This is a genomic window from Corynebacterium jamesii (assembly GCF_046097395.1).
Lineage (GTDB): Bacteria > Actinomycetota > Actinomycetes > Mycobacteriales > Mycobacteriaceae > Corynebacterium.
The window spans coordinates 192,358-216,799 of the sequence record NZ_CP175789.1; the positions used below are offsets into that span (position 1 = coordinate 192,358).

The 24,442-nt window shown below is 63.0% G+C and carries 24 protein-coding genes; 16 read left to right on the forward strand and 8 right to left on the reverse strand.

The annotated features are described in order from the left end of the window. Positions 1-37: 37 nt before the first annotated feature. The 6 genes from ACKFRT_RS00935 (at position 38) to ACKFRT_RS00960 (ending at position 5,927) form a co-directional block, all read left to right on the forward strand. Positions 38-1,780 carry an ABC transporter family substrate-binding protein gene (locus ACKFRT_RS00935; RefSeq protein ID WP_408925428.1) on the forward strand — a complete coding sequence of 581 codons (1,743 nt, stop codon included), beginning with the start codon at positions 38-40 and terminating at the stop codon, positions 1,778-1,780. A 5-nt stretch (positions 1,781-1,785) separates the two neighbouring features. Further along, on the forward strand, positions 1,786-2,799 hold the full coding sequence (mshB, locus tag ACKFRT_RS00940) for an N-acetyl-1-D-myo-inositol-2-amino-2-deoxy-alpha-D-glucopyranoside deacetylase (protein ID WP_296215269.1): 1,014 nt from the start codon (positions 1,786-1,788) through the stop codon (positions 2,797-2,799). 96 nt (positions 2,800-2,895) lie between these two features. Continuing rightward, positions 2,896-3,372 carry a hypothetical protein gene (locus tag ACKFRT_RS00945; protein WP_296215265.1) on the forward strand — a complete coding sequence of 159 codons (477 nt, stop codon included), beginning with the start codon at positions 2,896-2,898 and terminating at the stop codon, positions 3,370-3,372. A gap of 73 nt (positions 3,373-3,445) precedes the next feature. Further along, complete coding sequence (gene fdxA / locus ACKFRT_RS00950) at positions 3,446-3,763, forward strand: ferredoxin (protein ID WP_043015056.1); 318 nt, start codon at positions 3,446-3,448, stop codon at positions 3,761-3,763. A gap of 73 nt (positions 3,764-3,836) precedes the next feature. Then, positions 3,837-4,961, forward strand: coding sequence for a succinyldiaminopimelate transaminase (gene dapC, locus ACKFRT_RS00955; RefSeq protein ID WP_408925429.1), 1,125 nt, complete (start codon positions 3,837-3,839; stop codon positions 4,959-4,961). A gap of 78 nt (positions 4,962-5,039) precedes the next feature. Beyond that, a complete protein-coding gene (locus ACKFRT_RS00960) occupies positions 5,040-5,927 on the forward strand; it encodes a pseudouridine synthase (RefSeq protein WP_408926112.1) in 888 nt (295 codons plus the stop codon). Here ACKFRT_RS00960 and dapD read toward each other — a convergent pair. Continuing rightward, positions 5,924-6,934 (reverse strand): 2,3,4,5-tetrahydropyridine-2,6-dicarboxylate N-succinyltransferase, encoded by a 1,011-nt coding sequence (dapD, locus tag ACKFRT_RS00965; RefSeq protein WP_408925430.1) that lies wholly within the window; start codon positions 6,932-6,934, stop codon positions 5,924-5,926. The genes ACKFRT_RS00960 and dapD overlap by 4 nt on opposite strands. Positions 6,935-6,949: 15 nt before the next feature. Then, on the reverse strand, positions 6,950-8,380 hold the full coding sequence (locus ACKFRT_RS00970; protein ID WP_408925431.1) for an amino acid permease: 1,431 nt from the start codon (positions 8,378-8,380) through the stop codon (positions 6,950-6,952). Between the two features lie 94 nt (positions 8,381-8,474). Between ACKFRT_RS00970 and dapE the strand changes: the two genes are divergently transcribed. The 5 genes from dapE (at position 8,475) to ACKFRT_RS00995 (ending at position 13,590) form a co-directional block, all read left to right on the forward strand. Continuing rightward, complete coding sequence (dapE, locus tag ACKFRT_RS00975; RefSeq protein WP_408925432.1) at positions 8,475-9,611, forward strand: succinyl-diaminopimelate desuccinylase; 1,137 nt, start codon at positions 8,475-8,477, stop codon at positions 9,609-9,611. Positions 9,612-9,794: 183 nt separating this feature from the next. Further along, positions 9,795-10,682 (forward strand): TIGR00730 family Rossman fold protein, encoded by an 888-nt coding sequence (locus ACKFRT_RS00980; protein ID WP_408925433.1) that lies wholly within the window; start codon positions 9,795-9,797, stop codon positions 10,680-10,682. Positions 10,683-10,750: 68 nt separating this feature from the next. Further along, a complete protein-coding gene (locus tag ACKFRT_RS00985) occupies positions 10,751-11,104 on the forward strand; it encodes a DivIVA domain-containing protein (RefSeq protein WP_408925434.1) in 354 nt (117 codons plus the stop codon). A 4-nt stretch (positions 11,105-11,108) separates the two neighbouring features. Next, positions 11,109-12,587 (forward strand): M17 family metallopeptidase, encoded by a 1,479-nt coding sequence (locus ACKFRT_RS00990; RefSeq protein WP_296215251.1) that lies wholly within the window; start codon positions 11,109-11,111, stop codon positions 12,585-12,587. Between the two features lie 127 nt (positions 12,588-12,714). Further along, a complete protein-coding gene (locus ACKFRT_RS00995; RefSeq protein ID WP_408925435.1) occupies positions 12,715-13,590 on the forward strand; it encodes a methyltransferase domain-containing protein in 876 nt (291 codons plus the stop codon). A 57-nt stretch (positions 13,591-13,647) separates the two neighbouring features. On the opposite strand, the gene ACKFRT_RS01000 is transcribed toward ACKFRT_RS00995, so the two are convergent. Together ACKFRT_RS01000 and glgA are read right to left on the reverse strand one after the other, a co-directional pair. After that, on the reverse strand, positions 13,648-15,225 hold the full coding sequence (locus ACKFRT_RS01000) for a GH32 C-terminal domain-containing protein (protein WP_408925436.1): 1,578 nt from the start codon (positions 15,223-15,225) through the stop codon (positions 13,648-13,650). Between the two features lie 27 nt (positions 15,226-15,252). After that, the gene (gene glgA / locus ACKFRT_RS01005; RefSeq protein WP_408925437.1) at positions 15,253-16,437 is read right to left on the reverse strand and encodes a glycogen synthase; all 1,185 of its coding nucleotides are present in this window, start codon (positions 16,435-16,437) and stop codon (positions 15,253-15,255) included. A gap of 155 nt (positions 16,438-16,592) precedes the next feature. On the opposite strand from glgA, the gene glgC reads away from it, so the two are divergent. Beyond that, entirely contained in the window at positions 16,593-17,810 is a 1,218-nt protein-coding gene (gene glgC, locus ACKFRT_RS01010) for a glucose-1-phosphate adenylyltransferase (RefSeq protein ID WP_296215244.1), read from the forward strand. Positions 17,811-17,902: 92 nt separating this feature from the next. Here the strand turns inward: glgC and ACKFRT_RS01015 are convergent, their stop codons facing one another. Next, on the reverse strand, positions 17,903-18,583 hold the full coding sequence (locus ACKFRT_RS01015) for an O-methyltransferase (protein ID WP_408925438.1): 681 nt from the start codon (positions 18,581-18,583) through the stop codon (positions 17,903-17,905). A gap of 198 nt (positions 18,584-18,781) precedes the next feature. Between ACKFRT_RS01015 and sigE the strand changes: the two genes are divergently transcribed. The 3 genes from sigE to tatB all read left to right on the forward strand — a co-directional run bounded on the left by sigE (position 18,782) and on the right by tatB (position 20,428). Further along, positions 18,782-19,372 carry an RNA polymerase sigma factor SigE gene (gene sigE / locus ACKFRT_RS01020; protein ID WP_296215239.1) on the forward strand — a complete coding sequence of 197 codons (591 nt, stop codon included), beginning with the start codon at positions 18,782-18,784 and terminating at the stop codon, positions 19,370-19,372. 72 nt (positions 19,373-19,444) lie between these two features. Further along, positions 19,445-19,813, forward strand: coding sequence for an anti-sigma factor (locus tag ACKFRT_RS01025; RefSeq protein ID WP_296215237.1), 369 nt, complete (start codon positions 19,445-19,447; stop codon positions 19,811-19,813). 36 nt (positions 19,814-19,849) lie between these two features. Beyond that, a complete protein-coding gene (gene tatB / locus ACKFRT_RS01030) occupies positions 19,850-20,428 on the forward strand; it encodes a Sec-independent protein translocase subunit TatB (protein ID WP_408925439.1) in 579 nt (192 codons plus the stop codon). A 74-nt stretch (positions 20,429-20,502) separates the two neighbouring features. Here tatB and ACKFRT_RS01035 read toward each other — a convergent pair whose 3' ends face one another. The 3 genes from ACKFRT_RS01035 to ACKFRT_RS01045 all read right to left on the reverse strand — a co-directional run bounded on the left by ACKFRT_RS01035 (position 20,503) and on the right by ACKFRT_RS01045 (position 23,569). Next, entirely contained in the window at positions 20,503-21,633 is a 1,131-nt protein-coding gene (locus ACKFRT_RS01035; RefSeq protein ID WP_296215234.1) for an Mrp/NBP35 family ATP-binding protein, read from the reverse strand. Between the two features lie 63 nt (positions 21,634-21,696). Next, positions 21,697-22,233 carry a DUF1003 domain-containing protein gene (locus ACKFRT_RS01040; protein WP_296215232.1) on the reverse strand — a complete coding sequence of 179 codons (537 nt, stop codon included), beginning with the start codon at positions 22,231-22,233 and terminating at the stop codon, positions 21,697-21,699. Positions 22,234-22,237: 4 nt separating this feature from the next. Then, positions 22,238-23,569, reverse strand: a complete 1,332-nt coding sequence (locus tag ACKFRT_RS01045) for a magnesium transporter MgtE N-terminal domain-containing protein (RefSeq protein ID WP_296215231.1) — start codon at positions 23,567-23,569, stop codon at positions 22,238-22,240. A 138-nt stretch (positions 23,570-23,707) separates the two neighbouring features. Here ACKFRT_RS01045 and ACKFRT_RS01050 point away from each other — a divergent pair, with 138 nt between their 5' ends. Continuing rightward, entirely contained in the window at positions 23,708-24,361 is a 654-nt protein-coding gene (locus ACKFRT_RS01050; protein ID WP_296215228.1) for a hypothetical protein, read from the forward strand. The last annotated feature ends 81 nt before the right edge of the window (positions 24,362-24,442 follow it).

A 24,442-nucleotide genomic window follows, 5' to 3' on the forward strand; every position in this document is an offset into this window, starting at 1 on the left:
TGCGCGTCGTCGAGGTTTTTGGGGTGCGGCGCCCACAGTGGCTACCTCCCTGGCCGCCGCCACCTTCGCGGTAACGCTTTCCGCCTGCCAGGCGAACCCGGGCGAAGCCCCGACGGTGGAAGACCCAGCCTCTCCCACGCAGACCCGCCAGCCGCAGCCGGTGGACGAGAGTCTGCGAGAGATCACGGTGGGGCTGGACCGCTTTACTAGCAACCTCAATCCGCACCTGGTGGGCAACCGGAATCCGGTGGTGGCGGCCGTGGCCGACTTGACTCTGCCGAGCGTGTACACGAATGGATCGCGGGGAGAAAACCTCAATGACGACCTGATCGCAGAGGTAAAACCGAACGACCCAGCGAACCCGACAGAGGTTGTCTACACCCTCCATCCGGAGGCGCAATGGTCCGATGGCACGCCCATCACCATTTCCGACTTCCAGTACCTTCGCGAGGCGATTGTGGACGAGCCACTCGCGGTAGCCAAGGGCCTGTATCGGCACATTAGCTCCATCGAGCCGGAGAAGAAGGACAAGAGCTTTAAGGTAACCTTCGACCAGCCACTGAGCGATTGGAAGCGGCTGTTTGCGCACCTGCTGCCCAGCCACATCTACCGGGCTGAGGGGCGCTCTTTCGACACGATGATGGACGAGGGCTCTGTGGCCTCGGCGGGGCAGTACTCCGTGAAGACAGTGGATGAAGGCCGTGGCCTGTTGGAGCTACAGCGCAACGATCGCTACTGGGGTGCGAAGGCGGCCAAGAGCGACGTCATTCGCTTCACCGCAGTTCCAGACAAATCCACGGGCGCCCAGATGATGCGTACCCAGCAAATTCAGATGTACATGACACAGCGGTCGGCGACGAGCGACCTGGCCCTCGACCAACTGCCTTACACCCAGATGCGCAATACCGCCCGCGGGGTGCAGCTAAACCTGCAGGTCAATCAAGCCAGCCCTATTTTCTCTGACCACGAGACTCGCCGTCGCGTTCTGGGCGCTATCAACGCGGAGATGGTTGCGCGCATCGTCTCTGGCGATCCGGAGATCGAAGCTCCGCGGTGGCACGTCACCCCGGACACGGCCACCGAAATGCCAACCGACTTGACCTCTGAGGAACGTCCAGATGGCATCGTCATCGGTGCGGTCACGGACGACCGCGTCGCGGTAGACGCAGCGCGCTCCATCGTGGATCAGCTGCTGTTGGTCGGCATTCCCGCGAGTGTGCGCACCGGAAAGGCCGGAGAAATCCTCGGTGCCGCGGTGGAGAACGGGGACGTCGATGGTGTGGTGACGTGGCAACGCAGTCCGCAAGTCGTTTCCGATTACGTGGAACAGTACGGTTGCACCTCCGCCCCCGGCTCCGAAGATGCGCAAACTCAATCCGATGCAGATTCGCAGGATCCGGCTGACAGGTCTGACAGTGAGGGCAGCGAGGACGAGGGGGCGCCCGCAACCCCGAAGAAGCCCGGGGGCGGCAACCTGAGCGGCACCTGCGACCACGACCTGCAGCAGCGCCTGGACGACCTGAGTGAAGGCCGCACCAAGCTCCACGATGAGCGGGAAAAATTGGACGATCGGATCGCCGAGATCTCCACGGTGCTGCCGATCCTGTCCGACGGCTTCACCGTAGTGGCCTCAGACCGGCTCAACGGCCCCACGCCGGGGTTGGAGGACTGGCCACTGGATGACAGCAGCTCGGTGCTCATCTCCGCACCGCAGTGGACACTCAGCCCCATTGAGGAGATCAACCGCAACTCCGCCGAAAACGCCCGCAAGGAGGACTAACCCCCGTGGCCAACACACCCGCCCCGACGCAGAACATCACCGTGATGGCGGTGCACGCGCATCCCGATGACGAGACCCTCTGGACGGGGCTGGCGCTGGCCAAGGCACGCCGTCTGGGCCACGACGTTGCCGTGGTCACCTGCACCCTCGGGGAAGAGGGGGAAGTGATCGGGGAGAAGTACCAAGCTCTTGTGGACCCTCAGCAGTATGAGCGCGGCACGGGGATGCTCGGGGGCTACCGCATCGCGGAGCTGCAGCGTGCACTCAGTGCGCTGGGCGTGCAGCACGGACCGAACCTCCTGGGCGGCTGTGGAACATGGAGGGACTCGGGCATGGAAGGCAGCGAGTCGATTCGCCACCCGCGGGCGTTCTCCCGCGTGGCGGAGGCACCGGCGTTGCAGGCCGACGAGGGCTTTGAGGCGCAGGTGGAACAGCTAATCCAGCAGATTCAGCGTATCCGCCCGGAAGTCGTGCTGACGTACGCCGCCGACGGCGGCTACGGGCACCCGGACCACAAGCGAGCCCACCGCATCGTGCACGAGGCGGTACAGCGGCTAAGTGCCGCGGAATCTGCACCGTTTGTACCCAGCCAGGTGCTGTGGTGTGTGACGGAAGACGGAAAGTTTGCAGAGGGGATGTACGGGCTCGCAGACAACCCCGTGGCGGTGCCCGCGGGGTGGACCCTGCCCGGCGAAGGTGAGATCGCTACCGTTCCCTCCGCCGAGGTGGATCTGGTCGTCCACGGTTCCAACGAGGACATAGCCGCCAAGCAGGCCGCCATGCGCGCCCACGCCACCCAGATTTGGGTAGCCGACGGCACGGCCTCGGACGTCAATGGCGAAGTGCGGAACTCCAACCCGCCGGCTCCCACGGCTGCCACGCTGTTCTGTCTGTCAAACCTCATCACCCAACCCCTGCTGGATACCGAGAGTTACTGCGTGGCCTGGACACACCCCGGTGTGCCGGAAGACTATTTTGCCCGTGCGCTGGGGGAGAACCTGGTGCATCGGGGCGCTTAAAGCCACGGGGGTCGGAAGGGGCGTCTAGAAGAGGAAAGAACAACAACACGCAGCCTTGAAAGGGCGCTATCGAGCAGGGCACTAGGATGGAGCGACGTGAACGCGAAGAAGAGCACAGCCACGGCCAAAGGTCTGCAGGACGAGCCGAACTGGGGCCACCCCACGAAGAGCCAGGCGCGCAAGGATACCACGCGCGCTGAGCGTATTTCGGGCATCGTGTGGCTCTCCATCGGCGCACTGTTTGGGCTGTTCATTAGTGTTTTGTACATCGGTTCCAGGATCACGGTGGGCGACGTGCAGGTGCCGGTGCCGTGGACGATTTTGTTCGCGCTGGTGTTCAACCGCGCCCTGACCAAGACCGCACTGCTATGGACCGACAACAAGCTCATCGCCGGTATTCCGGCGTTGGTATGGTTGGCAGGCTACCTGCTGGCCGTGATGTGGCCAGAGCTACCTTTCGGCGAGGCGACGATCATGCCACAGACCGTGTGGTCTATGCTGCTGCTTGTGGTTGGTATGGCAGCCGCCGCGTGGCCGCTTCGCCCCCAGTTTTCGCTGGAACCACTGAAGTGACAGAATAGAAGCCCATAAGAACCCCATAAGATCTGTGGAGTATGACGAACTTTCCAGAAAGGGTAGGTAGACGATGACCTACACGATCGCGCAGCCCTGTGTAGACGTGATGGATCGCGCTTGCGTTGAAGAGTGCCCCGTTGACTGCATCTACGAGGGCAAGCGTTCCCTGTACATTCACCCCGACGAGTGCGTCGACTGTGGCGCCTGCGAGCCGGTGTGCCCGGTTGAGGCCATCTTCTACGAGGACGACGTGCCGGACGAGTGGGAAGAGTACAACGACGCGAACGCCGCGTTCTTCGACGACCTGGGCTCCCCGGGTGGCGCCGCCAAGCTGGGGCCGCAGGACTTCGACGCAGAGCTGATCGCCGCTTTGCCGCCGCAGGCCTAGGCTTTTCTTTGTGACGCCCACATTTCCACCGGGTAGCGCCGGGCGTTAGAGACATGCGGTATAGAGTACAAGCATGACCTTGAAGCGCACCCCAGTAGCCGACCGACTGCCCGATTTCCCATGGGACTCTCTTGCCGAGGCTAAGGCTAAGGCGACGAGCCACCCAGACGGGATCGTGGATTTGTCGGTCGGCACTCCCGTAGATCCGGTCTCTCCTGCCATTCAGCTGGCGCTGACGGAATCTGCGGCGGAGCCGGGTTACCCACAGACCAAGGGCACCTTGGCGCTGCGCAAAGCCATCGTGGGGGCGATGGAGCGCCGCTTCCACGTAACCGGTTTGGATGCCGACACCCAGGTGTTGCCGGTGATTGGCACCAAGGAGGCCATCGCCTGGATGCCCACCCTGTTGGGCCTGGGCGCAGGCCATACGGTTGTCATTCCAGAGCTGGCATACCCAACCTACGAGGTGTCCGCCCGTCTGGCCGGGGCCGACGTGCTGCGTAGCAACTCGCTGCTGAAGCTGGGGCCACAGACCCCGGCGTTGATCTATCTGAACTCCCCGGCGAACCCCCACGGCCAGGTGCTGGGAGTGGAACACTTGCGCAAGTTTGTGGAGTTTGCCCGCGACCGTGGCACCATCATCGTTTCCGACGAGTGCTATCTGGGGCTGGGCTGGGGCGACGAGCGCCCAGTGTCGATTCTGGACCCAGAGGTATGCGGGGGTGACTTCACTAACCTGATCGCCGTGCACTCGCTGTCGAAGACCTCCAACCTGGCCTCGTACCGTGCGGGCTGGCTGGCTGGTGATAGCGTCCTGATCCAGGAGCTGCTGGGTATTCGCCGCCACGCGGGCCTGATGAACCCCGGACCGATTCAGTCCGCCATGGTCGCCGCACTGGAGGAGGACGGCCACGAGATTTTGCAGAAGCAGCTGTACCGCAACCGCCGCGATCTGCTGCGGGCCGCTCTGTTGGAGTCCGGCTTCGAGATCGAGTACTCCGACGGCGGACTGTACCTGTGGGCGACGCAGGGCCGCGATGGCCGCGAGACCGTGGCTGAGCTGGCTGAAAAGGGAATCCTCGTCGCGCCGGGCGATTTCTACGGCCCGCAGGGTAAGAACTTCGTCCGTGTGGGACTGACCGCCACCGATGAACGCATCGAGGCAGCCGCCCGCCGCCTCACCGGAACCGCCGACTAGCAGGAGCTCTGGCTTCCCATTCCTCCCCTGCAACGGTGGCGCCCGCCGCCACGACACGGCGTATCCGCCGTGAAAACCATGTTGCGCGGCGCCGTCCCCGACGATGGTCGCACCTACCTGGCCGCCGCTGCGGGGGATTCGCCCTTTGCTCCCGGCACGCCGCTGTCTCCGGGGCTCGTTCTTGTGGGGCGGACGCCGACATGGGTCTATCCCGACTTTCCAGAAGAGCCCGCGGAGTTGTTGGCTGCGGACATTCCCATCTTGTATTCCGGGCCGGACGCAGTGGTGGTAGATAAACCCCACGGCCTGCCCTCTACGCCCAACGGCAAGTTGCTACGCGCTACCGCCCAGTCGTTGCTGCGAGTGCGCTTGCAGGAGCCCGAGCTGGTGGCAGCCCATAGGCTGGATCGGGAAACCCGTGGCGTGCTGGTGCTTGCCCGCAACCCCATCACCCGCGGGTTCCTACAGACCCAGTTCCAGCGCCGGGAAGTCACCAAGACGTACCAGGCGCTTGCCGCCGACATTCCGCAGGTCGGGGAGCAATGGCAAGAGCTGCGCTTGCCGATGCTCAAGGTGAAAGACGATCCCCAGGTGCGGGTAGTCTCAGCCGCGTCGGCGCGGCGAGGGGCGAAGCCCACGATCACGCGCATCCGCAAACGTGGGCGCAGGGAATGTTGGCAGGCCGCAGGCGGCGCTACCGCCGTATACGAGCTGCAACCCGTGACCGGGCACACGCACCAGCTCCGCGTTCTCATGCATCACCTGGGAGCGCCCATCATCGGCGATGACACGTACCCGCACTACCGCCCCGGCACGGCAGCGCTGCACTTGCGCGCGGTCGCGATAGAGCTGGCGCTGGTGGCCTCACAGGAAAACGGCGCCAGTATGAGCGCAACAAAAACCAGGCAGCGCATCGAACTCGAGCGCTGCCTGGAAGATCCCTGGTCCGGGTGGGAAAGAGATTAGTTGGCGTGTAGAGCCTCGTTGAGCTCGACGGTGGAGGCGTTTGCCACAGCCTCGACCGCGCCGGTGAGAGAGTTGCGGCGGAACAGGATGCCGCTGGCGCCGGAGAGCTCGGCGGCCTTCACAGATTCGCCGTCCTGCTTGCCCAGCTGCTTGGCGACCTCGCCGGTCAGCGTGACCTTGGTGCCGAAGGTGACATACAGGCCGGCCTCGACGGTGACGTCGTCGCCCAGAGAGATGCCCACGCCGGCATTCGCTCCCAGCAGGCAACGCTCGCCGATGGAGATAACCTGCTTGCCACCGCCGGATAGGGTGCCCATGATGGATGCGCCGCCGCCGATGTCGGAGCCATTGCCGACGACCACGCCGCCGGAGATGCGACCCTCCACCATGGAGGAGCCCAGGGTGCCGGCGTTGAAGTTGACGAAGCCCTCGTGCATAACAGTCGTGCCCTCGGCCAAGTGGGCGCCCAGGCGAACGCGGTCGGCATCGCCGATGCGCACGCCAGTGGGGAGGACGTAGTCGACCATGCGGGGGAACTTGTCCACGCTGTAGACCGTCACCGGACCGCGCTCGGCCTGCAGACGGGCGCGGACAGACTCGAAGCCGGGAACGGCACACGGGCCGTGGTTGGTCCATACAACGTTGCTGAGCAGGCCGAACAGCCCATCCAGGTTGCAGCCGTGCGGCTGGATCTTACGGCCAGAGATCAAGTGCAGGCGCAGGTAAGCATCGTGCGCATCGGCGGCCGGGGCATCCAGATCGGCAATGGTGGTGGTCACTGCCACGCGGCGGGTGCCGCGGACATCGTCCGTGCCAGCCAGCTTGGCTAGGGGACGGAAGGACTCAGGCGCGGAAGCGGTGGCGTCATCAAGATCGAACTCCTGTGTGCCCGCCTCAGCAGAACCGGCGGTACCAGAGGTGCCCAGGTCGAACTCGAAGAACCAGGTATCCAGCACATCGCCGGAGTCGGTCAGAGTGGCAAATCCATTTCCATATGCAGCAGTCATGGTTGTCGATCCTACCTAAGCCTGGATATCACTGTGCTGCGGAGTCTGCGCCTTCTGCGTCTTCTGTGTCTTCTGTGTCTTCTGCAAAAACCATCCGATCGCACTCAGCACGACGAATGCGATGGTAACGGTGAGTACCTGCAGGCGGGCGCCGTCGTCGAAGAGCATCAGGATGGTCAGGGCGATCAGCGCCAGGAACGTCAGCCACGACAAGATGGGGTAGCCCCACATGCGAACGCTCAGGGTGCCATCGCGAACGAAGGTCGGGCGAAGTTTGATCTGTGCCAGGACGATGACCATCCAGATCACCAGCAATGTGCCGCCGACTGCGTTGAACAGAATGTTGATCAGGTTCGTAGGCCCCCACACCTGCAGCGCGACCGAAATGAAGGCGAACAACAGCGAACAGCACACGGCGCGGTAGGGAACCTTCAGCGAATTGGTCTTGCCGAACCACCGCGGCGCATTGCGATCCCGGGAGAAGCTGTACATCAGTCGGCTGGTTGCATAGATCTGCGCGTTGAAGGCAGATAGCAGTGCCAGGACGATCACGCCCTCCATGATCTCCGCGATGCCCGGGATCTGGGCGAGAGCCAGGATTCGGGTGAAGGGCGACTCCTCGGCGGACTCTGCCTCGCCCAGCGTGTCGAAGGGCAACAGGGCGGAGATCAAAAAGACGCTGCCCAGGTAGAACACCGAGATGCGCCAGATGACCGCGCGGACGGCAGCGGCGATGGAGGTGGCGGGGTCCTTGGACTCGGCAGCGGCGATCGTCACGATCTCGATGCCTCCAAAGGCGAAGGCTACGGCCAGCAAGCCCACGGCCATGCCAGAGATGCCGTTAGGGGCGAAGTTGGAGAAGTTGCTGAGCCCCGGGGATTCGTAGCTAGGGAAGAATCCCAGCAGAAGGCCCGTGCCGACAACCAGGAAGATGAAGATGATCGCAACCTTGATGAATGCAAACCAGTACTCGAACTCGCCGAAGCCACGCACGCCGGCCAGGTTCACGACGGTGAACAGCACCACGCAGACTAGGCCGGGGATCCAACCATCCACGCCGAACCACGAGCCCATGATCGCACCGGCGCCGGTGATCTCGGCGCCCATCACCATTATCAGCATGAACCAGTAGAGCCAGCCCAGAGCAAATCCGTTCCAGCGGCCAAAGGCCATCTGGCCGTAGGTGGCGAAGGTGCCGGAGGCGGGGCGGGCAGCGGCGAGCTCGCCCAGCATCTGCATCACTGCGATCACCACGATGCCGGCCACAGCGTAGGACAGCAGCACTGCGGGGCCCGCGGCCTGAATACCCACGCCGGTACCGAGGAACAAACCTGCGCCGATGGCTGAGCCGAGACCCATCATTGTGAGGTGACGGGTCTCTAGGGTGTTTCCCAGCTGGTTAGAGGTGCCGGAATCGGCACCAGTTTCGGATTCTCGAGTCTTCATACACAAAATTAGAACACAACCATCGCCGCTAAAGGCCAGCATGGGTACTTTTAGCTGCGTTGGCTTTGGTTCAGCTCGGCTAGGATCGCTAACAATGAGTACTGCAGAATCTTCCGAAACTTCCATCGACCTGTCTGCCGGGGCGGTTGCCCTGACCCGCCAGCTCGTCGACATTTATAGCGAGTCGCACCACGAGCAGCAGATTGCCAACGCGGTAGAGCCCGCATTGCGTGCTATCGACAATGTGGAGGTCACGCGCCGTGGTAACACTCTTGTCGCACGCACCCACCGAGACCTCGGCGACCGGGTAGTGCTGGCCGGGCATCTGGATACCGTGCCGCCAGCGGATAATCTGCCTTCCCGCGTGGGCCCGGACCCCGAGACGGGGGAGCAGACTATCTTCGGCCTGGGCTCCGTGGATATGAAGTCCGGCGCGGCCTGCTACGCCCACGCCTTCGCCACCTTGGCGAACTCCCCGGAGCTGGCCTGCGATCTAACGCTGGTGCTCTACGAAGGCGAGGAAGTCGCCACCAAGTACAACGGCCTGAACCATCTGGTGCAGTCGGACCCGGACCTGTTGGCGGGCGATCTGGCTCTGCTGGGCGAGCCGTCCGGCGGGAAGATCGAGGCCGGGTGCCAGGGCACCATTCGCGTGAAGGTCACCGCCTTGGGCGCTCGCGCCCACTCCGCCCGTAGCTGGCTTGGCCACAACGCGCTGCACGACCTGGCCCGCGTGCTAGTGCGCGTAGCGGACTACGAGCCGCAGGACGTGGAAATCGACGGTTTGACCTACAAAGAGGGGCTCAACGCCGTTGTGGCAGAATCCGGCGTGGCCACCAACACCATTCCCGACGAGGCCTGGGCTTTTATTAACTTCCGCTACGCGCCACACCGCAGCGTGGACGAGGCTTTGGCGCACCTGTACGAGGTGTTGCAGGTAGGCACGCCCGATGCTCCTGCCGAGGGGTTTGCTGTCGAACTTGATGACGCCGCAGCGGCAGCCGCCCCGGGCCTCAACCAACCTTTCGCGGCGAAGCTAGTGAACGCCACCGGGGGACGGGTCGGTCCGAAGTACGGTTGGACCGACGTGGCTCGTTTCACCCAGCTGGGTGTCCCGGCGGTGAACTTCGGTCCCGGCGATCCGGGGTTGTGCCACACCAAGGACGAGCGTTGCCCGGTCGGGCAGATCGAGGACGTCAGCCGCGAATTGATCGAGTTCCTTACCCGCTAGCTCTGTACAGCCTGCACCGCCCCCTCACTACTCACGGCCCCGTTGTGTGGTGCGTAGAGGGGGGGTGAACAGGGGAGATGCGCTATGTCGTTTACTAAAACGAGCGCCACGGCGGTGCAACCAGTAGCGTGAAAAGCGTACAGAAACGTAAAGTTCGACCAGAGATTTAAGGCATACTCACGCATGACTACCAGCGAAAACAACCGTGATTTCCGACTCCGCGGCCCCATGCTGTTGCGCGGTAAGAAGCACAGCCAGAAGCAGAAGTCGACCACGGACCAGCGACTACTGGACGAGCAGGCCAGCACCGACTGGCTGCACACCGACCCGTGGCGCGTAATGCGCATCCAGTCCGAGTTCGTCGACGGCTTTGGTGCGCTGGCGAAGATCCCGAAGGCGGTTACGGTGTTTGGTTCGGCGCGAGTGAAGCCCGACCACGAGTACTACGCCATGGGGCGCGAGCTGGGACGGCTGATCAGCGAGGCCGGCTACGCGACGATTACCGGCGGCGGACCGGGCCTGATGGAGGCGCCGAACCGTGGCGCACAGGAATCCGGCGGCATGTCCATCGGCCTGGGCATAGAGCTGCCCATGGAGCAGAGCATGAACCACTGGGTGGATCTGGGACTGAACTTCCGCTATTTCTTCGTGCGCAAGACCATGTTCCTGAAGTACTCCCAGGCCTTCATCTGCCTTCCTGGCGGCTACGGGACTTTGGATGAACTGTTCGAGGCGCTGGTGATGGTGCAGACGGAGAAGATCCGGAAGTTCCCGATCATCCTGATTGGTAAGGAGTTCTGGGGTGGGCTGATCGACTGGATCACCACCCGCCTGGTGGATGAGGGCATGATCTCCCCGGAGGACGTGGATCTGTTTCACGTCACCGACGATCCGGCCGAGGCGGTGCAGATCTGTGTGAACGCGCACGCCACCCACGTGCGGAAGCTGAAGCTCCGCCAGGAGGAGCTGGCTCTGGAGCAGGAGCGTATCAATGCTCAGCTGGAGCGCTTCGGCGCCGAGGACGCACCGGCGGCGCAGGCTGAGCCGGGAGAACAGCCGGGGGAGAAGTAAGGTAGTAGAAGGCGCCGAAACCCCCGCAAAGCACCAGAAGGCGCACAAGAGACGGTAGATTAATAGGCATGTTTTGGTTGTTGTCTCTCGTTGGGGCGTTCCTTGTGGGCGCGCTCCTGGTCTACTTGCTCGGTACCGTTTTCGGCCGCGGCGAGGCACTGCCTCCCGTGACTGCGGGGAACGCGAAGAGGCAGCACTGGACGGATTTAGGAAGCAGCCCGCTGACCGAAGAAGGGATCCGCAACACCGGGTTTTCATTGGAGATCCGCGGCTACAACCAGGCTGAAGTGGACTTCTACATCGATCGCTTGGCTGGGCGCATAGCGGAGCTGGAACAGCAGGTTGGTGTTGATTCTGGCACCGATGCTGCAGCAGGGACCACAGAAGAAATCGTCACCGCCCACAGTGAACAGGAGCGTTAGAAAAATGGCACCGATCCCGAACATCCCCCAGAAAGTGACCCATGTGACGATCGGCCCGCGCGCGGAGGGCTCCGAAATCATCGAAACCCAGGTGAAGGTTGCCCCGGGAACGAGCGCACCGGGTGAGGTAGAGCTAGATACCTCCGGCCAGTGGGTGGCGTGGGTGCCGTCCGAGCCGAGCCGCCCATTGGATCTCAGCGACGGCAGGGATTTCCTGGAGGACGGCTGGCGCGGTGCTGGCGCCAGACTGGTGCGCCGCATCGGCAAGGTTGTCGACGGCCATCCCGTGCGTGCCAAGAAGCACATCGTGCAGGTGCACCTGCCGGAGGAGTTCACCCCGGCCAATGTCCGCTCCCTGGTGATCGGTCTGATCGTCGGTAACCACAGCTTCGTAACCACCAACAAGCGCAAGCCCGCTCGCGTGCGCGACGTCCATGTGGTGCTGCCAGAGGGCTACGAGTTCTCCGGCTTCGATACCGCCGACTATGTGGCGGCAGTCAAAGAAGGCAAAGCGCTGGGTAAAGCAACCTGCCTGTCCCGCGACCTCGCGAACGCACCCGCCAATGTGAAGTCCCCTGAATGGCTGGCCACACAGGCCAAGAAGGCTGTAGAGGGCATCGACGGAGTAAAGGTGCGCCTGCGCGACGCGGGTTGGCTGAAGGACAAAGGCTTCGGCGGAATCCTCGCCGTCGGTGGGGGCTCCTCCCGCCCGCCGATGCTCATCGAACTGGTGTGGGACCCGCAAAAGGTGGACCAGCGTCGCCGTCGCCGCACCGTGGTGCTGGTGGGTAAGGGCGTGACCTTCGATACCGGCGGGATTAGCGTGAAGCCCGCGGCAGGCATGGATACCATGCGTACCGACATGACTGGTGGTGCCAGTGTCATTGCTGCCTTCCGCGCACTCGCGGAGCAACAGGTGCCACGCAAGGTTGTGGCGCTGATCCCGACAGCGGAGAACATGATCGACGGTAAATCCTACCGCCCGGGCGACGTGGTCGAGCACTATGGTGGTTTGACCTCTGAGGTGACGAATACCGACGCGGAAGGCCGCATGATCCTGGCTGATGCCGTCAGTTATGGAGCAAAGAAGTACAAGCCCACCGCTGTGGTGACCGTTGCCACGCTTACGGGTGCAGCGAAGGTAGCACTGGGGCTGCGCACCGGTGCGGTGTTCTCCGACAACTGGGGCGCAGGCGTGAAGCTCGCCCGCCGGGGTGCGATCGTAGGGGAGCGCTGGTGGCCGATGCCAATGCAGGAGTACCTGGAAGAGAACGTGACCTCTAAGATTGCCGACGTGCGGCAGACCCCGAAGGGCCCGGGGGCGACCACCGCTGCCATGTTCCTGCGCCGCTTCACCCGTGGTTTGCCGCTGATCCACCTGGATATCGCCGGGCCGGGTCGTGCGGATTCCACCTTTGACGAGGTCACCCCGGTGGGCACGGGCTTTGGCGCGCGCACGCTGGTGCAGTGGCTGATGCACTAGCACTGCCACCAGCTTTTTAGCCCCGCCCGATATAGGTTTCGGGCGACGGACGGTTTACCATGGGGTGGTCGTTTATTAGCTCCCGCTCCAGCGAGCTTTTCTAAAAATTTCAGGAAGGAATCTGTTCGTGCTTGCAGATGTCATTGACCTCCTCGCCGACCCCGTAGACGGTTCCCGCTTGAGCGCCGGCGACGAAGAGTGGCGTACTCTGGTCTCTGAATCGGGCCATAGCTACGACGTCGCACGACAGGGTTACGTCACGCTCGCGGGTGGCTCCGGGCTGCGTTATTCGGGCGATGATGCTTCGATGATCGAGGCGCGCGAGACCTTCCTGTCGGGTGGCCACTTCGCGCCCTTCGTGGAGGCCGTGACCGCCAACGTTGAAGATGTCTTGGATGACGGCGAGGTCGCCGCCGAGCACGCCCCGTCCATTGTGGAGATCGGCGCGGGCACGGGTTACTACCTGGCTCATGCCCTCGATACGATCGAACGCTCTCGGGGTGTCGGCATCGACGTTTCTACTGCAGCGGCGAAGCGCCTGGCCACTTCGCACTCTCGGGTCGGGGCTGTTGTGGCTGACGCCTGGTCGCGCCTGCCGATTCTTTCGGAAAGTGTGGACGCCATCATGGTTGTCTTCGCACCGCGTAATGCGGCAGAGTTCGCCCGTATCCTTACGCCGAAGGGACAGGTGGTTGTCCTGACCGCGGAGGTCGGCCACCTGGGCGAGCTGCGTGAACCGCTGGGCATTCTGGATGTGGAGGAAGGCAAGGTGGAGCGGATGATCAACCAGGCATCAGGTCACCTGGTGCCGGTGGGGGACCCGGAGCACATCGAGTTCCCGATGCAGCTGGATCAGGCTTCCATTGCTGCGCAGATCGGTATGAGCCCCTCGGCGCGCCACATTCACCCAGACGTGCTGCAAGAGCGCATTGCGGCTCTGCCGGAGACCATGGAAGTCACCGCCCGCGCGGCTATCACGCGCCTGGCGAAGGCCAACGGCTAGCGCTTTCACGCGCCTGGCAAAAGCCAACCGCTAGCGCTTCGGCGAGGGGGCTGGCGGCTAGTCTTCGTCGAAAATTCCCTCAGCTACGTCGCGGTCGGCGATGAGGCTCTCGGTCATGTAGCGTTCCTGCTCCTCGGGGGAGGTCAGGCCTGCCTGCATACGCATCAGGTGACGGCCCGCGGTTTGCATGGAGGAGATGATTTTTGCCCCACCCGTCGCGCGCACGTCGATGTCGGAAATCTGCGAGTGTGCAGGGATGGCGCTGGTCAGAGTGACCGCGCCGCCGTCGGCGAAGACCTCGCACACGGGACCGTCGAGGAAGACGGTCAGTGTATCCGAATCTGCGTCCTGCAACGGGGCGGTGCGGGTATCCACGCCCAGGCGAGTAACGGAGACCGCGTCGCTGGTGTAACTGATCGTGGCGATGACCTGGCCGGAATCGTCCGTAACGTCGACATCCACGCGCCCCTCGGAGGCATCCAGCTGTGCGGACCAGATGAACGCGTAGTCCGAGAAGGTGCGCACGGCTGCCGGCGCGCCGACGACGTCCTGGAAAAGCTCGCCGTCCACCAGCGACAGGTAGCGCGGGGCCGACAGGCAGTTGGCCCACTGGCCGTCCAGCGACGGGTGAGCGCCCACCAGGCCGAACATCACTGGAGTGGTGTGGTCGATCACGCGCGGACGTGTGAAGTCATGGCCGAAGTCAATGACGGTGAAGGGGCTGGTCACGCTGAATGACGTACCACTTAGGTTGCCGACGACGTAGCCCGCCACCTCGTCGGACTCGCCAGCGCCGCCGGGGAAGGTCACGAACAAGACATCGCGGCGGGTGGAAGAGTCGGCGTCCACCATAGAAACAATGCGCGGAGCGAACGGCCTGCCGGGGCGCAGGGCAGCCTCGGCAGGCAGCTCGATCGGCCCCAGAACGCGCCAGTGCTGGCGGTCGGCGGAGCGCAGGGCAACGATCTGCGCATCCGCCTCGCCGGTGAGGGAGAGCGCGACCATCAGCCAGCCCTCGTTCGGGTGGGCGGGATCGTCGTGGCGAATCACGCTGGGGGTCACCAGGTTTTCTACCGGGCAGGCGGAATCGTCGATGTCGATGGGCCCTAAGCGACGGACGTGAGGGTCCGGGAGGCTTGGGTCATCGGAGACTTCGGTGGCCTCCAGCAGGTTCGGGATCTCCGCGCGCTCGATGGTGAAGGTGCGCGGGCCGCGCTGGCCGTGGGGGATCTCTGCGGAGAGGGCATCTTCGGCGGAGGCATCCTCCACCGCGTGGGTGACGACGAAGAACAGCTCCGCTCCCAAGCCCACCGGGACGGCTGCACCGGCGAGGATGTCCACCTCGCCGACGTTCGTGCCGACGTTCGCGTCGGTGTTTGCAGTGCCCTGCTCGGCGCCATCCCGCTGCGCTAGCCCCTGGTTCGGAACGACGACGTCGTCACAAATGTCCCAGTCGTACGTAGCCTCCGAGGCAACCTGGTGCGCCCAGCGCGACCCCTCAGCAGGGCGCGGGCGGAACTGGTGAAACACGTGCAGGGCATCGCCAGAGAATACGGCTCCTGCAGGGGCTTCCAGCACCCCTGTCTCTGCAGTGACGTGCAGTTCCGGGCGGTGCTTATGGGAGGAAGAATGCATGCCACCATTCATACCAGCGGTTTGTGTTTAAAGCAGGGATCTATACACGTCCACGGTCTGCTCGGCGATGGTGGCCCAGCTGAAGGTCGTTACCGCGCGCTGGCGGCCGGCCTCGCCGAAGGCGCGGACCTTGTCCTGGTCCGCAACCAGTGCGTTGGTCGCTTCGGCCAGGCCACGCTCGAAGGTCTCTGCGTCGTTCTCGTCGTAATGAACAAGGTGGCCAGTCTCGCCGTCGACGACAACCTCCGGGATACCGCCCACGTCGGAGGCCACCACTGCCGTACCGCACGCCATGGCCTCCAGGTTTACAATGCCCAGTGGCTCGTAGATGGAGGGGCAGAGGAACACGTCGGAGGCCGACAGGATTTCCTGCAGGTTCGGCTTGTCCATCATCTCCTTTACCCAGTACACGCCGTCGCGCTCTGCCTGCAGCTTTTCCACCAGGCCGGTGACCTCGGCCTCGATCTCTGGGGTATCCGGCGCGCCGGCGCACAGCACAACCTGGATTTCTGGATCGAGATGAGCCACGGCCTTCAGCAGGTGGGGTACACCCTTTTGCCGGGTGATGCGACCGACAAAGGAGACGATGGGGCGGTTCGGATCCACGCCCATCTCCGTCATGACGGAACGGTTGCCAGCCTCCACTGCCGCTTCGAAAGTCGGGCGAGGCTGCCAAAGCTCGGAATCAATTCCATTCAGCACCACGTGGATGCGGTCCGGGTCGATCGCCGGGTAAGCATCGAGGATGGATTCTTTCATCTTGGCGGAAACAGCGATAACGGCATCCGCATGCTCCATCGCGTTCTTCTCCGACCACGAGGAGACGTCGTAGCCGCCGCCGAGCTGCTCGCGCTTCCACGGACGGTGCGGCTCCAGGGAGTGGGCGGTGGCGATGTGGGGGATGCCGTTTAGCAGGCCACCGACGTGGCCACCCAAGCCGGTGTACCACGTGTGAGAGTGGACGACTTCCGCGTCGCCCAGGGAGTTCGCCATGCGCAGACCCGTGGACAGGGTCTTGATGGATCCGTTTGCCTCGGTGAGTTCGGGATCTACGCCGTGAACGTAGACATCTTGCTCCTCGCGTGGGCCACCCATGCAGTGCACGTCTACGTGCTCGAGCTTCCGCATGTAACGAACCAACTCGGTGACGTGCACGCCGGCACCACCGTAGATCTCTGGGGGATATTCCTTTGTCAGCATGGCGATACGCATGGCTCCAGATTAACCGCGTATGGCTCCGTCTGTCCTGGCAACGAGGCGCTATGGCCCCTGTGGGCACCGTCAGTGCCTATAAAGGGGGCACCACTTGGAGGCCCGATTGCCTGCTTGGCAAGCAAAACTAAAGCTGTATCGCTAGGTTGGAAAGTGTGAAGAGCAGATCAAACGTCCTGTCCATTGTCCTTGCTGGTGGCGAGGGAAAGCGCCTATACCCTTTCACCGCCGACCGCGCTAAGCCCGCCGTGCCTTTCGGTGGCAACTATCGCCTGATCGACTTCGTGCTGTCCAACCTGGTCAACGCTGGTTACTACAAGATCTGCGTGCTGACCCAGTACAAGTCGCACTCCCTTGACCGCCACATTTCCCAGTCTTGGCAGCTGTCCGGCCTGACTGGCCAGTACATCACCCCCGTCCCAGCACAACAGCGCCTGGGTAAGCGCTGGTTCACCGGTTCTGCAGACGCAATCCTGCAGTCCCTCAACCTGGTGTACGACGAGCAGCCGGATTACATCATCGTCTTTGGCGCCGACCACGTTTACCGCATGGATCCGGAGCAGATGGTGCAGGAGCACATCGCCAGCGGTGCTGGCGTGACGGTCGCCGGCCTGCGCGTGCCGCGCCACGAAGCAACCGCGTTCGGCGTGATCCAGGCCGACGACGACAACAAGATCGAGCAGTTCCTGGAAAAGCCTGCCGAGCCGCCGAGCGTGCCGGATGACCCGGAGGTCTCCTTCGCCTCTATGGGTAACTACGTGTTCACCGCACAGACCCTGATCGACGCGCTGAAGGAGGACTCTGAGGACGAGAACTCCAACCACGACATGGGTGGCGACATCATTCCGCGCCTGGTGGATCGCGGTGAGGCCTACGTCTACGACTTCTCCAACAACTACGTGCCGGGCGAGACCGAGCGCGATAAGGGCTACTGGCGCGACGTGGGTACCGTGGATGCTTTCTACGAGGCCCACATGGATCTGATCAGCGTGCACCCGGTGTTCAACCTGTACAACCAGCAGTGGCCGATCCACACTGCAGAGACGGGCAATCTGCCTCCGGCGAAGTTCGTTAAGGGTGGCATTGCGCAGTCCTCCATGGTCTCGGCGGGCTGCATCATCTCCGCTGGTACGGTGCGCAACTCCGTACTGAGCGAGAACGTGATCGTCGAGGAAGGCGCCTCCGTTGAGGGGTGTGTGATCATGCCTGGCGTACGCATCGGGCGCGGTGCCGTGGTGCGCCACGCAATCCTGGACAAGAACGTGCAGGTTTCCGCCGGTGAGATCATCGGCGTGGATCGCGCTCGCGATCAGGATCGCTTCACCATCTCCAAGGGTGGCGTGGTCTGCATCGGTAAGAACGTGGTCGTCTAACCCAGCTGTTCGAGGTTCGGGCTCTGTTCAGGACGAACTTTTTTGCTTCCCGCCCCCGGGGCTTGCGTGTGCGCGAGCCCCGGGGTTTCTCGTTAGACGATCTTCGTGATCAGCGTGGCACCCGCACCGAGGGGCAGGCGCGAGATCTTCGCGTTATCCATCTCGCGGAAGAACTGATCGGCCTCGCGGGCACGGGTGGTCTGGCGATCGGTGTGCTGCTCGTCGCCGACCAGGCCGTCCATCAGGCTGTCCAGCAGTACGAGAACACCACCGGAGCGTAGTGCCGGGAGGGTGGATTCCACGATGGCTGTGAATTCCTCTGTGGCGGCCTCCGCGACGGCAATGTCGTAGCTATCGTTGGCCAGGCGACGAATGACGTCCAGCGGGGCGCTGGGTAGGAAGCGGAACGTGTTGGGGCGCTGGCCCGCGTTAGCGAAGGCCTGCTTGGCCAGTTGCTGGTGCTGCACCTCCGGCTCGATGCACGTCAGGTGACCCTCTACCTGTGCCGCGTTCAGACCCTTAAATAGGTGCAGGCCGATCACGCCACTGGCGGGGGAGACGATGATGCCGGTGGGGGTGTGGCCGCGAGCGGCGGCGTTTGCACCCGCGCGGGTGGCGATGAACTCCAAGAACTCGGCAGTCATCGCATCGGGGGTGAGTAGACCGAATTCCTCGGCTGCCTCGACGGCAGCGGTGGTCACCTCGTCCGGCTCGGTGGTTGCCCGAACGTACTCACGGATGGCCTCAATGGGGGAAGATGATGCAGCATTCACGCTTCCACACGATAGGGCAGGTTTGCGCCGATGTTGTGCTTACCCTCGGCATGTCAGACGGTGGCGTCCAAAATAGAAAAGAGAGTGAACAGGAGTGACCGAAGTGACGAACTTTCGCCACTCCTCCTCAGAGGGTAAAATCCTCACAGGAAACTGCCAGGTGAGCAGCACAAGATTTTGAGGACGATCAGCCACAATATGGCCATGAACGCAGACCAGAAATCCGCCCGCCGAACTACCGCAGAGTTTGATGCGGGGACGGGCGAGCTTCCGACCTGGGGGGAACTGGTTTCAGAGCACGCGGACAGCGTTTACCGCCTAGCCTATCGGTTGGCGGGCAACCAGCAGGATGCTGAGGATTTGACGCAGGATACGTTCATGCGCGTGTTCCGGAGCCTGAAGAGCTACCAGCCGGGCACCTTCGAGGGGTGGCTGCACCGCATTACCACCAACCTATTTCTGGATATGGTTCGCCGCCGCGCGAAGATCCGCATGGAGGCGTTGCCCGAGGACTACGACCGCATCGAGGGGGGCATCGCCGACCCCGCCGCCACATTCGAGCTCAACAACTTGGACCCGGCGCTGGAGCAAGCGCTGGATCAGCTCGCTCCTGAATATCGTGTGGCCGTCGTGCTGTGTGACGGCTTGGGGATGAGCTATGACGAGATTTCCCAGACACTCGGCATCAAGATGGGCACCGTTCGCTCGCGCATTCACCGCGCCCGCGCGCAACTTCGCGGTAACCTGGAGCGTAACCAAGGCGAACTGGTCTTCATCGGGCAGGTCTAGGGTCTTAATCCGGGCCCCGCAAAAGGCACAGCAGGCAAGCCCCAGGACGTACAGAAAGGCAGGTTAAGGCACGTGACATCTTTCGTAGAGAACCTCGCGGGGGAGCTGTCCGTTGATCACCTGTCTACCGAAGCCATCGCCGCTCTCGTGGATGGTGAACTGTCCCGCCGTGCCGAACATCGCGCGAAAATCCACCTGGTGCACTGCGAGGCCTGCCGCGCTGAGGTGCGTGCCCAGCGCAGTGCTGCCGACCGTATGCGCGAGCACGCTGCCGCGGTGCACACCCCGGGCGGGCTGATGGAGAAGCTGCAGCGAATCCCAGAAGAGTGCCGGGCGGACGAATCCCCGCACCGTTTCTCCGTCGACGGTTGCCGCCGCCCGGAAACGCTGGTCGATCGAGTTGACCTTCTGCTGCGGAAGATACACTTCCGCGGTAAGTAAAGTGAAAGTCTCTGCGCAGTAGGTTAGGTTAGACAGGTGTTTTCCAATGTAGGTTGGGGCGAAGTCCTCGTACTCTTGATCGTTGCGCTATTTTTGATCGGCCCGGAGCGTTTGCCGGGGCTAATCAAGGAAGTTCGTGCGATGTTGCTGGCGGTGCGTAAGGCCGTATCGCAGGCTAAGGAGCAGATCGATGGCGAGCTGGGGGAGGACTTCAAGGAGTTCTCTAAGCCGCTGCAGGAGCTCAACTCCGTGCGCCAGATGGGTGCGAAGGGCTTCATTACTAAAACCCTGCTAGACGATGACGATAGCTTCCTGACCTCATTCAATGAGACCAAGCAGGATGTGAAGGACACCGTGGATGCGGTGCGTAAGCCTAACCTGCGCGCAACGCTGAAAGCAGACAATGACAACGGGAAGCAGGCTGCAGCCCAGGGGCAGTCTGCCCCGGCTAGCGGCAGCGCGGATAACGGTGGGGTCAACGTGACCCAGCAGTCTTCCGCGGGAGAGTCCCGCTCGCAGCTCGACGATCCGGTGGCCGATGCCGCGGCGCAGCTGATGAATGGCGGCAAAGAAAAGCCCTCCGCACCCGGATCCGGGTGGGAGGATGTGACCTAGGCGACCGACCTAGGCGATTGCCCCAGTCGGCTACCAGACGAAGCAACCCGCGGGTTCTCGCCGCGGGTTTTCGCTTATTTCTTTGTGACGCCGAGGTTCAGCGACTTACCTGCCAGCGAACTGCGACGCACCGCCAGCTGGTCGGCGATACCTCCGAACGCGATGGTGGCCGGAGAGTTCGGCTCGGACAGGACGATCGGGTTGCCCAGGTCGCCACCGATGCGCAGGTTCGGGTCCAGAGGGATCTGCCCCATCAGCGGCACCTTTGCGCCGGTGATCTGGGAGAGGCGGTCCGCGACGAACTGGCCACCGCCGGAACCGAAGACCTCCATGCGGGAGCCATCCGGCATGTCCATCCAACTCATGTTTTCGATCACGCCGCCGATGCGCTGGCGCGTTTGCTGGGAAATCGATCCGGCGCGTTCTGCGACCTCGGCCGCGGCGGCCTGCGGGGTGGTAACGATCAGCAGTTCGGCGTTTGGCACTAGCTGTGCCACCGAGATCGCTACGTCGCCGGTTCCCGGGGGCAGGTCCAGCAGCAGGATGTCCAGGTCGCCCCAGAAGACGTCTGCCAGGAATTGCTGGATCGCGCGGTGGAGCATCGGGCCGCGCCAGACCACGGGGGAGTTGTCACCGATGAAGTGGCCGATGGAGATCAGCTTCACGCCGTGCGCCTGCAGCGGCATGATCATCTCGTCCACCTGGTGTGGCTTGTCCGTGGAGCCCATCAGGCCGGGCACGGAGTGGCCGTAAATGTCGGCATCGATCACGCCGACCTTCAGGCCCCGCTTCTGCAGCGCGACGGCCAGGTTGACGGTAACGCTGGACTTGCCCACGCCGCCCTTGCCGGAGGCGACAGCGAAAACGCGGGTGGTGGAATCGGCTTGAGCGAACGGGATTACCGGGTCGGCAGAGTCGCCACGCACCATCTGGCGGATGTTGCGGCGCTGCTCGTCGCTCATAACGTCGGTGGTGACCGTGACGTTCTCCACGCCTTCGACGGATGCTGCGGCCTCGCGGGTCTTCTCCGTCAGGTGATTCTTCATCGGGCAGCCGGCGATCGTCAGGTAGATCTCCACGGCGACATCACTACCGTCGATGTCGATGGACTTCACCATGCCGAGATCCGTGATCGTGCGGTTTAGTTCTGGGTCCTCTACGCGGGATAGCGCGCTGCGTACAGCGGATTCAGTGACTTGGGACATGATGGGTTTTAGTCTATCGAACGACCGGCGAGACACTAATTCGGCCTCTTACTAGCTTCCCCGTTAATCCTCGCGGCCGTCTCCTCGCGCTTCCTCGTCACGGCGGGTGTCGTCGATCTTGTCGTCGATGCGCTGCAGGATGTCGTTGAGTTCTTCCAGCTCGCGGCGCAGATAGTCGCGCGTGACAGTTTCGCCGACGGCAATGCGAACACTGGCGACCTCACGGGCCAGGAACTCGGTATCGGCTTTCGTCTCCGCAGCCCGGCGGCGGTCCTCGTCCAAGCTGACACGGTCGCGGTCGTCCTGACGGTTCTGCGCCAGCAGAATAAGCGGGGCGGCGTAGGCCGCCTGGGTTGAGAAGGCAAGGTTGAGCAGGATGAATGGGTATGGGTCCCAGTTCCACCACATTCCGCCCAGGTTTAGCGCGATCCAGGCGACCACAATGATGGTCTGATAAAAGAGGTACTTGCCGGTTCCCAGGAAGCGGGCGATGTTCTCTGCAACGCGACCCACACCGTCGCCGTCCAGGTTGAACTTCTTTTTCTGGCGCGTGGCATCCGTCGGCGTATCGAGATCCGCACGGGAGAATTTGCGTGCCATAGGCCTAAACCCCCTTACTTTCGTTCGTTACTTTCTTGGCCTGGGAGCTGCTGATAGGAGTGGCGTTTGTGGCGGGTGTATCGATACGCCAGTCTTCCTCGCGCCAGTCCTCCGGCAACATGTGGTCCAGCAGGTCGTCGACGCTTACGGCGCCCAGCAAGTGTTGGTCGTGGTCCAGCACCGGGCCACACACCAGGTTGTAGGTCGCGAAATAGCGTGCCGCGGTCTCCTGATTGTCCTCGGCAAACAACGCCGGCAATTCCAGATCGAGGATGCCACCGATGAGGGAAGACGGCGGTTCGCGCAGCAACTTCTGCAGATGCACACAGCCCAGGTATTTGCCCGTCGGGGTGGCCTGGGGCGGGCGCACAACGAAGATCAGGGAAGATAGGGACGTCGGCAGTTCTGGATTGCGGGCATGGGCGAGAGCCTCGGCGACGGTGGCCTGGGGCGTCAAGATGATCGGCTCGGGCGTCATGAGCGCACCAACGGTCTCGGGCGAGAAGTCCATGAGGCGACGGACGGGTTCGGACTCCTCTGGATCCATCAGCTCCAGCAGCACGTCGGAGGTATCGTCCGGCAGTTCGGCCAGGATATCGGCGGCATCATCCGGGTCCATCTCCTCCAGCACGTCGGCGGCGCGTTCGATGTTGAGGTGCTCGAGGATCGCGGCCTGATCGTCATCCGGCATTTCCGCCAGAACGTCCGCCAACCGTTCGTCGTCAAGCTCCGAGGCGATCTTGTTACGCCGCGCATCGTCCATATCCACCAGGGCGTTCGCCACGTCGGCGTTGCGCATCTGCTTGAACGAGGCAATCAGCTCTGCATCCTGGTTCACCGCGCCCGTACCGGAGGCATGGAGGCCCTGAATGTGTTCGATGGGGATGACGTCGATGGACATCTTGCGGCCCAAACGGCTGCGCTGGGTGACTGCCAGGTTACGGATCTTCCACTCCCGGCGACGGCTGCGGCTGAGCTCCACGTCCGTGATCTCCACGACTTTTCCGTGTAGCTCCTCGTGTTCCGGATCGTCCGTGTGCACCTTCGAACCGATCAGATCCTCGAAGATGGTCAGTTCGGCGGAACGGGACTTGAAGGGGCGCAAGTTCACCGAACTGGAGGCGGTAGTGATGTCCGTGGCGGTGATTGCTGCGATACGGAGCATGGGCAAGAAGATCTTACGCTTATTGGAGATCTCCACCACGAGGCCTAGCGCAGTCGCATCGTCGCCATGGATGGTGATGACGACATCGCGGACACGGCCGACGGATTCGCCGTCTGGCCCCAGCACAACCAGGCCGGTCAAACGTCCTGCATAAACACGACTAGTACTCATGACTACTTAGGTTACTTCATCGGAACCACGGGGTAGAATGTGGCAAGTTAGGTAGAGGCCGCATGGGCGGCTGTATCTACGCAGCACGAATGAGGGCGAAGGGGCCAGGTAGAGATGCGAGTGTTGGGCGGGCGAAACGTGGCGTCACTCATCGCGACAGCAACATGCTTGGCAACCGTCACCAGCCTGACGGCCTGTGCGGACAGCGAGCCCGAACAGTACCTGGTTGGAGTGCCGGAGCAGTCGCTGGGCAATGCGCCGATGCCGGAGCGCTATGCAGACGCCTTCGGGCGCTATCTGGTGCGAGGGCTCAACGGCGACGGGCGGAAGGCTGAGCGTGAACCCGTGCCGGCGGACAATCGTATGCGGCAGCTCCGAACGGGGGATATCACAGTCTCTTTTGGTTGTACGGGGGAGCTGCTGGAGCTGCTGGATCGTAATCGGGCAATGGATCTGCGACGGGATTTCAAAAAGCAGAGCCAGGAAAAGACTACTAGCGCAGAGAACGCAGAGGCAGCAGGGGCAACTGGGGCAACTGGGGAAGCCACCACGGGCAGTGCGGCCGCGGCCAGGAGCGAGGAAGAGTGGAAGACACTCGTGTACGACGAACTGCTAAGCACTTTGCCGCAGGAGATCGGGGCGACGGTGCCGGGGGAGGCCACCCCGTGTCTGGATAGCACCCTGCCGCAGCACGCAGTGGTTATTTATGCGAAGCGGGTGGTTGGGCGCGACGAGCTTGGACGGCTGAACTCTGTGGCTACTGGGACGACGATGGAGATGCTCGGGGCATAAGGGGGAAGGCGCAAAGCATTGGGGGCGGGTGCCTCCGCCAGACGCACAAGAGCCCGCCTGAAGAATCTTTCGGTAGGTTCT